We start from the raw sequence: 12,901 nt of genomic DNA on the forward strand, positions 1-12,901 counted from the left end.
AATGATTAATTTATCTATCACCTGTTATCACAGAGAACATATGCAAACCAATACGTTGGCAAATCCTGGTCCTTTGGGGCTGATGGGCTTCGGAATGACGACTGTCTTACTGAACCTGCACAATGCGGGCTTTTTCCCGCTAACTTCCGTCATTATCAGTATGGGAATTTTCTTCGGTGGCATGGCTCAGATTTTTGCTGGCATCCTTGAGTTCAAGAAAGGCAATACCTTCGGTTTAACCGCTTTCACCTCTTACGGCTGCTTCTGGCTGAGCCTGGTGGGTATTCTGTTATTGCCACGAATGAATCTTGCCGATCCCACTGATGCCAGCGTGCTGGGCACCTATCTGGCACTGTGGGGCATATTCACACTGTTTATGTTCTTCGCTACGCTCAACACCAACCGCGCTTTACAGTTCGTGTTTGCCAGCCTGACCTTGTTGTTTGCACTGCTGGCTATCGGTAACATCACCGGTAACCAGGGGCTGCTCACCTTCGCCGGTTATGAGGGGATCATCTGCGGTGCCAGTGCCATTTATCTGGCAATGGCAGAAGTCATCAATGAGCGCCTGGGCCGTACTGTATTACCCATTGGCGCAATAAAAGCTTAATCGTTATCAAAGATAAAAAAGCCCAGCAACCTGATGACTGGGCTTTTCTTTTTCTAGCATCAAATCAATCTAACAACGGCTTTTCACCATTGAGATCTCGGTGCAAATAAACCCCGAGCAGCAGACCGATGGCTGCTAACACCAGCACATAATAAGCTGGTGCTAATGGCGTTAACTGCATGATCAAGGTGACGAATATCGGGGTCAAACCGCCAAAGATGGCATATGCCACATTGTATGAGAATGAAATCCCGCTAAATCGCACTTCTGCCGGGAAGGACCGCACCATGATGTAAGGCACCACACCGACAGCGCCCACACTAAACCCGGCCAACGCATAAGTGGCAAACAACCATTCCGGGTGTGTTGCTACTGACTGGTAAAAGAACCAAGTGGATCCCGCCAGTAACAGGCTCCAGACGATCAGGGTCTTGCTGGCACCAAAACGGTCTGCCGCACAACCGCTGAGGATACAACCGATAAACAACATGACAATCGCCACGCTGTTGGCTTGCAGTGACAATGCCGGTGCAATACTAAACTGTTTCTGTAGATAAGTAGGGGTCATCAGGATCACCACTACAATACCGGCAGAGAGCAACCAGGTAAGCAGCATCGAAACCACAATGGCTTTTTTGTGATTCACCACCACAGACTTGAGTGGTAACTCTTCTGCCAACGCCTTGCGCGCCTGCATCTCAAGAAAGATAGGGGTTTCCTGCAACCAACGGCGCAAATACATGGCAAACAGACCGAAGAATCCGCCGAGGAAGAATGGAATACGCCAGCCGCCATCATGAATGGCTTGCTGGCTAAGAGTGGTATTGATGACGGTAGCCACCAGCGAACCCAGTAAAATACCGGCGGTCAGTCCTGCGGTCAGTGTGCCACAGGCAAAACCTACGCGATTACGTGGCACATGTTCCGCGACAAATACCCAAGCCCCCGGGACTTCTCCACCAATGGCGGCACCTTGCAAGACACGCATTAACAGCAACAGCAATGGTGCAGCAATACCAATACTGGCATAGGTCGGTAAAAAACCCATCGCCAGCGTAGGTAAGGCCATCAGTAATATACTGAGGGTGAACATTTTTTTGCGCCCGACCAGGTCGCCAAAGTGCGCCATGACAATGCCGCCCAGCGGCCGAGCCAGATAGCCTGCGGCGAAGATGCCAAAGGTTTGAACTTGACGCAACCACTCCGGTATATCGGCAGGGAAGAATAAGTCCCCCATGACTGCGGCGAAGAAAACAAAGATGATAAAATCATAAAACTCCAACGCACCCCCTAAGGCCGCTAAGGTCAGAGTCTTATAATCTTGCCGGTTTAATCGGCGATTATTATCGTGATGCATAAAATACCGTCAGATAGAGTAGGAAAAAACCTGGTGATTTGCTGTAAAAAGATCCTTACTATAACGGAAATTTATTTCCACATCACACCACCCAACATATCGTATTAAATATAGGTAAAATTTAGTTATTTATATTGATAATTGCACTTTTAGGGCGGAATGACGCTACGACAGTCTGATGAGTTTCGACATAAGGGCCATCAAGTAGTTGAATACAGTAAGGTACACTAGCAAATATACCGTGCACCTGTACTTTTCCTTGCTCATCTTTCACCCCTTCCAGGGTTTCTTTGATCGATTTAGGTTGCCCTGGCAAATTAATGATCAATGCTTGCTTGCGGATCACACCAACCTGACGTGAAAGAATCGCCGTTGGCACGTAGTGCAAGCTAATCTGGCGCATTTGCTCACCAAAACCAGGCATCACACGGTCAGCTATCGCCAATGTGGCGTCAGGGGTTACGTCACGCCGTGCTGGCCCCGTGCCTCCGGTGGTCAGCACCAAATGACAGCCAGCGTCATCCACTAACTCACACAGAGTGTGCTCAATCACCCCTTGCTCATCCGGGATCACTCTGGTTTCCAAAGTGAACGGGGTGATTAACGCGCTACTCAGCCAAGCTTCTAAGGCTGGGATCCCTTGGTCTTGATAAACCCCTGCAGAAGCCCGATCAGAAATAGAAACCAAGCCAATATGTAATGTGTTCATGTGCACCTCTTTTTTTGCTGATTGACTTCGGCGGATTGACGCCCCACTCAACCTTCACTTGACGAGAAAAACCAATCAAGTCAATGGCTGGCAGAAGTATAGGGTGTTTGCCTCTCGAATAGATAGCAGGAATAAAAAAGGCGACCTAAGCCACCTTTTTATTTTTATATCAACAGATTACAGCAAATCGGCAATCATTTTTTCCAACTTGCCTTGGTCTACGGCAAACTTGCGGATGCCATCAGTCAGTTTATCAACCGCCATCGGATCCAGGTTATGTTGCCAGTAAAACTCAGGTTCAGTCATTGGCGCTGGGCGAGCTTTGACTTCCCCCGTAAAGGCGAGCTTACGCTCCAGTGCCCCTTCACTCTCGGCCAGCTCTTTGAGCAATGCAGGCGCAATGGTCAAACGATCACACCCTGCCAATTCGATGATTTCACCCACGTTACGGAAGCTCGCCCCCATAACCACGGTTTTGTAACCGTGCTGCTTGTAATATTGATAGATTTCGCTGACGGAAATCACACCCGGGTCTTCATGAGGTAAAAACTCTTTTTTATCGCCATTGGCTTTGTACCAATCAAGGATACGGCCAACGAAAGGCGAAATCAGATAGACTCCGGCCTCCGCACAGGCACGTGCCTGGGCGAAAGAAAATAGTAACGTCAAGTTGCAGTTGATGCCTTCTTTTTCAAGACGTTCGGCAGCACGGATACCCTGCCAGGTAGAAGCCAGTTTGATCAGAATGCGTTCATTACCAACACCCGCTTCATTATAAAGTTTGATCAGCCGCTTGGCCTTGGCAACACTGGCTTCCGTATCATAAGAAAGACGTGCATCCACTTCCGTGGAGATACGCCCAGGGATCAGCTTGAGAATCTCCAGGCCAATGTTGACCGCCAGTTTGTCAGCAGCATCGGCAATTTGTTGCTGATGGTCACCGCTCTGCTCACGCGCCCAGGCAATGGCATTGTCAATCAATGGGCGATATTCAGGAATTTGAGCCGCGTTGAGGATCAGCGAGGGGTTAGTGGTGGCATCTTGCGGTTGATATAGCTTCATTGCCGCAATATCACCGGTATCCGCAACCACAGTAGTCAGTTGGCGTAGGGAGGTTAATTTATCGGTCATGTTAGTATTATCTCATCGTTTGTGCATAAACTTTTAGCATTGTTCAGCCATGCTTTGCCCCGATGATAACATGCGGCATCTTCGGTGCAAGGAGGGAATATGATGGCGACGGGTCCACGGTTTTATACCCAGGTTTAAGCAAGATACCGTGAGGGTCAGCGCGCCGAATCGGTCCGGTCCCTGTTACCGATAAGCAACATAAGAGGCATCAATGATGACTTTTTGCTTAATCTAAGTTGAAACAATCTGTAATATAGCCACTATAGTTCACGTTTCAGGGAGATTCGCTGCGACTTACATAAAATTTAGTATAAGACGCTATACCCCAATTCGTTCAAGTATCAGGACAAAATGCATCGCGTTTTGAACAGCGCCTGCGCTGGCTCCGAAGGAAATAGGCCCAAATGGGCAGAGTCACGCGGCAAGCCTGCAGTTTGAATGGAGACGGGTCTATAAGTCTTCATGAGGAGAAGTCGGTGATAGATCTGATTAACTTTATCAACAATGTTCTATGGCGTTCAGTACTCATCTATTTACTACTGGGCACCGGTATCTATTTTACTTTACGTACCCGTTTCATTCAGATCCGTCACTTCCGCCACATGTTTTCATTGCTGAAAAACAGCACGAAAAGTGACAGTGCAGGGATCTCATCCTTCCAGGCGTTATGCACCTCACTCGCTGCCCGCGTCGGTAGCGGTAATCTCACCGGTGTCGCGATAGCACTCACAGCTGGTGGCCCCGGCGCTATCTTCTGGATGTGGGTGGTGGCACTCATCGGTATGGCGACCTCTTTTATTGAAAGTACCCTGGCTCAACTCTACAAAACCAAAGATGATCAGGGCAACTATCGTGGCGGCCCCGCTTACTATATGGAAAAAGGGTTGGGGATGCGCTGGATGGGGATCCTGTTCTCTATTTTCCTGCTTATCGCGTTCGGGTTGGTATTTAACGCCGTACAGGCCAATTCCATCGCCATGGCCAGCGCCGTCGCCTTTAACTTCGATCCGTTATATGTAGGCATCGCTTTAACGCTATTGAGCGGCCTGGTGATTTTTGGTGGTATACGCTCTATCGCCCGTGTTGCAGAAAAAGTCGTGCCATTGATGGCGACCATTTATCTCCTGCTGGCATTTTGGATCATCGGTCATAATATTACCCAAATGCCCGCTATCTTGGCATTGATCGTCAAAAGTGCTTTCGGCCTGCAGGAAGCCGCGGCAGGTGCCATGGGTTATGGGATCGCCCAGGCGATGACGCAAGGGATACAGCGCGGGCTGTTTTCGAACGAAGCCGGTATGGGGTCGGCGCCAAATGTGGCGGCATCCGCGACACCTTATCCCCCTCATCCTGCTTCACAGGGCTATATGCAGATGTTTGGTGTATTTATCGACACCATTGTTATTTGCAGTGCAACCGCCGCGATTATTCTCGCCTCTGGCGCGCTCGAACAGTCCGCCGGCAATATCAGTGGTATCGACCTGACTCAGCGGGCCATGGCCTATGCGCTGGGTAGCTGGGGGCCGGCGTTTATCGCCGTGGCGATTTTCTTTTTTGCGTTCACCTCCATTATTGCCAATTATGCTTACGCAGAAAATAATCTGATCTTTCTTGAGCGCAATCATCCTGCCGGATTGATGCTTTTCCGTTGTGTGGCTTTATCAATGGTGATGTACGGTTCATTGGCTGATTTGCCCGTGGTGTGGAAAATGGCCGACATCGCCATGGCGCTGATGGCCATTACCAACCTGACAGCAATCTTACTGTTGTCCGGTGTCGCCCTTAAAGTCGCTAAAGATTATAACTACCAGCGAACCCTGGGTAAGATCCCCAGTTTTGATGCCAGCCGCTTCCCGGAATTAGCACCTCAACTTGAACCCGGGATCTGGGAAAACAACAAACCGCATTAACCATCTTGGGGCGCACATCCGCTGTGCGTCCCGGTCTTCAACAGTGGCATACGCTTACACGTGTGAATAACTCGCCACTATTCCTCCTGCTCTGACACACTTTTTGCTACATTAGCTGCAAGTTGATCAACAGGACATCACCATGCTTATTATCATTTCACCGGCCAAAACCCTGGATTATGACAGCCCGCTCGCTACCCAGCGTTTTACGCAACCAGAGTTGCTGACTCAATCGCAGCAGCTGATCAACATTTGTCGTCAACTGACCCCAGCACAAATCGCCACGCTGATGAGCATCAGCGATAAACTGGCTGGTCTGAATGCTGCGCGTTTTGGTGAATGGCAAGATAAATTCACACCCGATAATGCCCGTCAGGCCTTGCTGGCATTCAAAGGTGATGTTTATACCGGGTTACAGGCTCAGGACTTTAGCGAAGAGGATTTCGACTTCGCACAACAACACCTGCGCATGCTATCAGGGTTGTACGGGGTGTTGCGTCCACTGGATTTGATGATGCCCTATCGGCTGGAAATGGGAATCAAACTGGAAAACCACCAAGGCAAAGATCTCTACAGTTTCTGGGGAGACCAAATCACTCAGCATCTCAACCAAGCCCTTGCACAGCAAGGTGATGATGTGGTGGTTAACCTGGCTTCGGATGAATACTTCAAAGCGGTGAAACCCGCCAAACTGCAGGGTTCACTGATCAAACCGGTATTTCTTGATGAGAAGAATGGTCAATACAAAGTAATCAGTTTTTATGCCAAGAAAGCACGGGGGCTGATGAGTCGTTTCATCATCAAAAACCGACTGACTCAGTCCGAACAGCTGATGGATTTCAATCTGGAGGGTTACTGTTTTGATGAAGCCGCATCAAAGGGGAATGAATTAATATTCAAACGTGCCGAACAATAAAGTCACGCGCTGCAAAACAGAGAACGGCACCAACATGGCACCGTTCTCCGGTCAAATGCCGTGTTTAATCAAGCTGGCAACGTCATCAGGAATTGACGCATTTTGGCAAAATCTGCTGGCATGTTATGCGACAACAGGGGTAACTGGGCACGCTCTGCCAGTGCCTCAGGTAATGGCAACTCCTGGCCCAGAATCGCCTCCACACTCTCTTTAAATTTGGCTGGGTGCGCAGTCCCCAGGAACAGGCCAAACTCCCCTTCTTGCAATTGATCACGCAATACCCGATAGGCGATTGCCGCATGGGGTTCAGAAAGATAGCCCAACGCTGCCAGTTCTCTCATGGCCGCCTTGGTGGTTTCATCACTGACTGCACCATAGCCCAACGCTTGCAACGGCCAGTCTTTGCGGCGGAACAACTCCTCCACTCGCGGCCAGTTGTTTGGCTGGCTAACATCCATCGCATTGGACAATGTCGCCACCGTGGCATGGGGTTGCCATAGGTCAGAGGCCAAGAAGCGCGGTACGGTATCGTTGGCATTAGTGGCAGCGATAAAGCGTTTTACCGGTAGCCCTAAAGATTTAGCCAGCAGCCCCGCCGTCAAATCACCAAAATTGCCACTTGGCACGGAAATGACTAATTGATTACGTACGCTCTGTGGCAATTGTGCTACCGCTTCAAAGTAGTAACAAATTTGCGCCAGTAAGCGGCTGATATTGATCGAGTTGGCCGAGTTCAGATGGATGGCTTCTTTCAATGCCTGGTCATCAAACGCCTGTTTGACCAGCGCCTGGCAGGCATCAAAATCGCCATCAATCGCGATGGTGTGGATATTCCCCCCCAGAGTACAAAACAGTTTTTCCTGTAATGTACTGATCTTGCCCTGCGGATAAAGGATAACCACTCGCACATTTTTCAAGCCATAGAAGGCATGAGCCACTGCGGCACCGGTATCCCCCGAGGTCGCCGTCAAGATGGTTACTGGCTGATCACCCGCCACCTCAGCCAGCATTTGCGCCATAAAGCGGCCACCGAAATCTTTAAATGCCAGGGTTGGGCCATGGAACAGTTCCAGGCAAGCAACATCACTTGTCACTTCCGCCACCGGGGCCGGGAAGGCAAACGCCGCGTTTACCCGCTGGTATAACGCCTCTTCAGTTATCTCGTCGCCAATAAAAGCCGACAGGATCTTGCTACTGCGCGTGACGAAATCCATCGCCAACAGTTGATCGATCTCGGTCAAGCCAAATTCTGGCAATTCCAGCGGGAAAAACAGCCCTTGCTGTTTACCCAGGCCCTGTTTGATCGCCTGGGCGAAATTAACCTGTTCGTTATGGTCTTTAAGGTTATACAGTTTCATGCGTTATCCCAATCTCCGAGCGCCTGCGGTATCCAGACGGCAAATATGAACAAAACCTTCGTCGTTTTGCAGGTAGTGGTTAGTCAGCCAGTCAGCCATGCGTTGTGCCGTCGTCATATCATCACAAACGGCAAACAGGGTCGGGCCGGAACCCGAAATCCCACAAGCCAGTGCCCCAATATCCTGCGAAGCCTGACGTGCCTGGGCAAAACCAGGCAATAAACGGGTACGATAGGGCTCGGCAATCACATCCTGCATCAGCTTGGCCGCCAAATGGGGTTGCTGAGTATGGCAAGCATGAATAAAGCCCGCCAGATAGCGACCATGGCTAATGCAGTCTTGCCGACGATACTGTGCCGGCAGAATGGCACGGGCTTCTGCCGTGGAAACTTTGATCCCCGGATAGGCCATTACCCACAACCACTGATTAAAACCGGGGACTTCCTGGCTGATAATTCCTTCTTCTTCCAACATCAACTGCAAGCCACCCAGATAGCAAGGGGCAACATTGTCATAATGTACGCTACCAGAAATGCGCCCTTCCAACTCCCCCATCAGGGCCAGCAGTTGCATTTTGTCGAGTGGCTGATGACAAAACTCGTTCATGGCCATCAACCCCGCCACCACCGAACAGGCACTGGAACCCAGCCCCGAGCCAATCGGCATATTCTTCTCTAAACGCATCGCCACCGGCACTTCGCGACCAATCTCTTGGCAAAAACGCTGCCAACACTGGTAGACGATATTATCTTGCGGATCTGGCGGCAATTTGCTGACAAAGCGGCCGGTATTCTCCAGGCTGAAACTACTGGCGGCCTCTACGCTGACGCAATCCCCCAGCAGCGTACCATCAACAGGGGACACTGCAGCCCCCAGAACATCAAACCCAACACTGACGTTACCAATTGAAGCCGGTGCATAGACCTTAACCATATTAAACTCCCAACTTCCACGATAGTGTGCGCAGCAAGTCGGCAAATACCCCGGCCGCAGTCACATCATTACCCGCACCATACCCACGCAGCACCAACGGCAATGGCTGGTAGTAACGGCTGTAGAATGCCAGTGCGTTCTCACCATTTTTAACTTTATACAGCGGGTCGTTGCCATCTACCGCATCAATACGCACCTGACAACGGCCATCTTCAATAACACCGACGTAACGCAATACCTTGCCTTCTTCAGCGGCGGCAGCGACGCGACGACTGTATTCGGCATCCAATGCCGGTAAGCGGGCCATAAATGTCGCCACATCGCCACTGGCATCAAACGACGCGGGCAACACTGATTCAACCTCAATATCACCCAACTCCAGCGTATAACCCGCTTCGCGTGCCAGAATAAGCAGCTTGCGCGCCACATCCATTCCGGAGAGGTCATCACGGGGGTCAGGCTCAGTATAACCATTGGTTTTAGCCTGCAGGGTCGCGGCTGACAGCGACATTCCCTCATCCAGTTTGCCGAAGATAAAAGAGAGTGAACCCGACAAAATGCCTGAAAAACGCAAGAGTTCATCACCGGCATTGAGCAGGTTTTGCAGGTTTTCGATTACCGGTAACCCCGCCCCTACGTTGGTATCATAGAGGAATTTCCGCCGTGAATTAGCAGCAGCAATACGCAATTGCTGATAATAACTCATTGATGAGGTGTTCGCTTTCTTGTTCGGGGTCACCACATGGAAACCATCAGCCAGGAAATCAGCATACTGGTCAGCCACAGCCTGGCTGGAAGTACAATCGACAATCACCGGATTGAGCAGATGGCACTCTTTCACCAAACGAATCAAGCGACCAAGATTAAACGGTTCTTTGGCTTCCTCCAGTGACTCTTGCCAGCTTTCAAGCGGAATACCATGCACATTGGTCAACATGGCGCGTGAATTGGCAATACCACAAACCCGCAGGTCGATATTCTTCTGTTTCAGCCAAGATTGCTGGCGGTTAATTTGCTCAAGCAATGCTCCGCCAACACCACCGACACCGATGACAAACACCTCAATCACCTGTTCGGTATTAAATAGCATTTGGTGGCTAACACGCACCCCGGTAGTCGCCGAATCATTATCTACCACCACTGAGATAGAGCGCTCTGAAGAACCTTGAGCAATCGCCACAATGTTGATATTAGCGCGCGCCAATGCGGAGAAGAAACGAGCCGAGATACCACGTAATGTGCGCATCCCATCCCCCACCACCGAAATGACCGCCAAATGCTCCATCACATCCAGAGGTTCCAGAACGCCATCTTTCAGCTCCAGGTAGAATTCCTCTTCCAGAGCACGGCGAGCACGTTGTAACTGGCTCTGCGGTACGCAAAAACTGATGCTGTATTCAGAAGAGGATTGGGTGATCAACACCACGGAAATCCCGGCGCGCGACATCACGGCAAACACCCGGGCCGCCATCCCCACCATACCTTTCATCCCCGGCCCTGAAACGTTGATCATCGCCATATTGTTCAGGTTGGTGATACCTTTCACCGGAGTATCATGATCCACACTTGCACCACCAATCAAAGTACCTGGCGCTTGTGGGTTGGCGGTATTCTTAATCAGGCAAGGGATATGGAATTGGGCAATCGGTGCGATAGTACGCGGATGAAGCACTTTAGCGCCAAAGTAGGAAAGCTCCATCGCCTCCTGGTAGGACATTGATTTCAACAACCGGGCATCTGGCACTATACGCGGATCACAAGTATACACCCCGTCGACATCGGTCCAGATCTCACAACAATCCGCGCGCAGGCAAGCCGCCAACACCGCTGCCGAATAGTCAGAACCATTGCGCCCCAGAACCACCAACTCGCCCTTATCGTTACCTGCGGTAAAACCCGCCATCAGCACAATATGATCATGTGGGATAGCCATGGCCGCAATACGTGCAGAAGATTCGGCTATGTCCACGGTCGATTCGAGGTAGTGCCCTTGGGCCAGCAATTTTTCAACAGGATTGATCACCGTAACCGGATAGCCCTTGGCTTTGAATACTGCCGCCATAATGGCAATTGACAGTTTTTCACCCCGGCAAATAATGGCCGCATTAACACTGTCCGGGCACTGGCCCAACAGCGCCACACCGTGCAATACCTGCTTTAACTGAGCAAATTCCTGATCAACCAAGGCTTTCAGGCGGTCATATTCAAATCCTGGCAGCGCCTGAGCCAATCCACTGAGTAGTTCAGCGAAAATACGCTGGGCATCACTCATATTGGGGAGAATATCTTGTCCTGCGGCAGTTTTTTCGATCATCGCCACCAGATGATTGGTGATCTTAGCGGGCGCTGACAATATCGTAGCCACCTGTCCCTGATGCGCATTGTTTTCAACGATATCGGCAACACGCAGAAAACGTTCTGCGTTTGCTACTGAGGTTCCACCAAATTTCAACACTCGCATTTCTGTTTATCTCCTGAATTCATATCCTAGTTGTTGCGCGCTACCGCTTGAATGACGAGAAGCATAGATCAAAAAAAAACCCGCACTGGTTAGGTGCGGGCTTTTTTTCTATTTTCGGTGTGCGTCAGCCCGCCCCGTTACCTGTGGTATCGGTGGTGGTAATAATTGTGGTGTTCAGGCTGATGTTTCGCATTCTGTTTGTCTGTCTCAATAAATATCTCTGTTACTTCTATTGGTTAAAGCAATCTCTTTACCAAGTCAAATTATTTTTTATTTTGTTCATTTTCTACCCATAGATTAATCTATGCAATAAAACGGAATAAATGTAAATTATCAGAACAAAACATAAGAATATGGTTTTAAAAATAGTGCATATCACTGGATTAATCAATGACTACACAACCATTACTTAATCAATTTTTTTTCGATGTCGTGTAGCAGCGTATGTAACATCACCATATCCCGTTGTTGCAAGATACCTAACCGTTGGTGGATCCAGTCACGCAATTTCTGATCTTCTGCTACGTCCAAAATGCTCAATAAATGTTCTAATCGTAAGCGTAACGCTTGTAATTGACCGGTATCCGCCGTGGGAACCGACGGCTCACTGACAGCCATCAACTCAGCCAATTGATAGCAATACACCATCACTGCCTGGCCCAGATTAAGGGACGGATAGTCAGCCACCATCGGCACACCCGTCAACAAATCCGCCAGTTCCAACTCTTCATTCGTCAGGCCGGAGTCTTCGCGGCCAAATACCAATGCCGCTTGCCCTACCCATTGTTGACGCTCCATCAACTGCTCAGCCAATTGCTGCGGGGTACAATAGTAATGAAAACGCGCGCGGCTACGAGCCGTCGTCGCAATGGTAAAATCAATATCTGCCAGCGCCAGTTCCAGAGAAGGATAGGTCTGAACGGCATCTAAAACATCGCCAGCACCATGAGCGACCCAGCGCGCCGCGGGCTGCAAGTGAGCCTCACTGTCGACAATGCGTAAGGAAGTAAACCCCATGGTTTTCATCGCCCGCGCTGCCGCACCTACGTTTTCTGGCCGGGCTGGCGCAACCAACACGATATGAAACTGCATCACTACTCCAACAATATATACCCGTCGCCAATGACGCTGCAGCGGTGTTGCTACGCTCTCTCACTCTAGTCACATAGCTATCTATGCTCCTAGGGCTTCATTCGCTGCCGCCTACCTGCAACTTCATTGAACTTGAGTCTAGTAAAAGTGAGGTTATCCTCTCGCCATTCAATCTACAGGGCTTTGATGAGTTCGCCCATCACTGACTGTGACAAAGTTATTGGTATTTACCTCACGCTTTCTGACTGAAACTTGATTAAATAGGGGGATAAATTCATTTGATCACAAATTACAAATCCTTAACATAAAAAATGTCATGCTAATAAAACATCGCTAAACACCTTTCTCAAACAGTAAATAATTGGAAACTTTCAGTTTTGCAAATAACGCCTTTATTTTATTAAAAAACAATAGTTTGTGACAT

At 49.7% G+C, this 12,901-nt stretch carries 11 protein-coding genes and 1 other annotated feature; of the genes, 3 read left to right on the forward strand and 8 right to left on the reverse strand.

What is annotated here, in order from left to right; genetic code table 11:
- The first annotated feature begins 40 nt into the window (after positions 1–40).
- On the forward strand, positions 41–610 hold the full coding sequence (gene satP, locus ACX9GV_RS15115; protein ID WP_023489760.1) for an acetate uptake transporter: 570 nt from the start codon (positions 41–43) through the stop codon (positions 608–610).
- Between the two features lie 64 nt (positions 611–674).
- Here the strand turns inward: satP and ACX9GV_RS15120 are convergent, their stop codons facing one another.
- The 3 genes from ACX9GV_RS15120 to tal all read right to left on the reverse strand — a co-directional run bounded on the left by ACX9GV_RS15120 (position 675) and on the right by tal (position 3,807).
- A complete protein-coding gene (locus ACX9GV_RS15120; RefSeq protein WP_023489761.1) occupies positions 675–1,967 on the reverse strand; it encodes an MFS transporter in 1,293 nt (430 codons plus the stop codon).
- 121 nt (positions 1,968–2,088) lie between these two features.
- The gene (gene mog, locus ACX9GV_RS15125; RefSeq protein WP_473196067.1) at positions 2,089–2,676 is read right to left on the reverse strand and encodes a molybdopterin adenylyltransferase; all 588 of its coding nucleotides are present in this window, start codon (positions 2,674–2,676) and stop codon (positions 2,089–2,091) included.
- A gap of 177 nt (positions 2,677–2,853) precedes the next feature.
- Positions 2,854–3,807: a transaldolase gene (tal, locus tag ACX9GV_RS15130; protein ID WP_023489763.1), complete on the reverse strand. Its 954-nt coding sequence runs from the start codon at positions 3,805–3,807 to the stop codon at positions 2,854–2,856.
- A gap of 476 nt (positions 3,808–4,283) precedes the next feature.
- On the opposite strand from tal, the gene ACX9GV_RS15135 reads away from it, so the two are divergent.
- Positions 4,284–5,717 carry an alanine/glycine:cation symporter family protein gene (locus ACX9GV_RS15135; protein ID WP_473196068.1) on the forward strand — a complete coding sequence of 478 codons (1,434 nt, stop codon included), beginning with the start codon at positions 4,284–4,286 and terminating at the stop codon, positions 5,715–5,717.
- Positions 5,718–5,859: 142 nt separating this feature from the next.
- The gene (gene yaaA / locus ACX9GV_RS15140) at positions 5,860–6,633 is read left to right on the forward strand and encodes a peroxide stress protein YaaA (RefSeq protein WP_473196069.1); all 774 of its coding nucleotides are present in this window, start codon (positions 5,860–5,862) and stop codon (positions 6,631–6,633) included.
- Between the two features lie 68 nt (positions 6,634–6,701).
- Here yaaA and thrC read toward each other — a convergent pair whose 3' ends face one another.
- The 5 genes from thrC to ACX9GV_RS15165 form a co-directional block, all read right to left on the reverse strand.
- On the reverse strand, positions 6,702–7,991 hold the full coding sequence (gene thrC, locus ACX9GV_RS15145) for a threonine synthase (RefSeq protein WP_473196070.1): 1,290 nt from the start codon (positions 7,989–7,991) through the stop codon (positions 6,702–6,704).
- Between the two features lie 3 nt (positions 7,992–7,994).
- The gene (gene thrB / locus ACX9GV_RS15150) at positions 7,995–8,924 is read right to left on the reverse strand and encodes a homoserine kinase (protein ID WP_473196071.1); all 930 of its coding nucleotides are present in this window, start codon (positions 8,922–8,924) and stop codon (positions 7,995–7,997) included.
- Between the two features lies 1 nt (position 8,925).
- Positions 8,926–11,385 carry a bifunctional aspartate kinase/homoserine dehydrogenase I gene (gene thrA / locus ACX9GV_RS15155; RefSeq protein WP_023489768.1) on the reverse strand — a complete coding sequence of 820 codons (2,460 nt, stop codon included), beginning with the start codon at positions 11,383–11,385 and terminating at the stop codon, positions 8,926–8,928.
- 69 nt (positions 11,386–11,454) lie between these two features.
- Positions 11,455–11,571 (reverse strand) — a sequence feature (Thr leader region).
- Positions 11,510–11,578, reverse strand: a complete 69-nt coding sequence (thrL, locus tag ACX9GV_RS15160; protein ID WP_071998276.1) for a thr operon leader peptide — start codon at positions 11,576–11,578, stop codon at positions 11,510–11,512. (Overlaps the previous feature by 62 nt.)
- A 212-nt stretch (positions 11,579–11,790) precedes the next feature.
- Positions 11,791–12,477, reverse strand: coding sequence for a tRNA/rRNA methyltransferase (locus ACX9GV_RS15165; protein WP_037386395.1), 687 nt, complete (start codon positions 12,475–12,477; stop codon positions 11,791–11,793).
- Between the last annotated feature and the right edge of the window lie 424 nt (positions 12,478–12,901).

This window comes from Serratia sp. 25CWL12, from assembly GCF_055790885.1.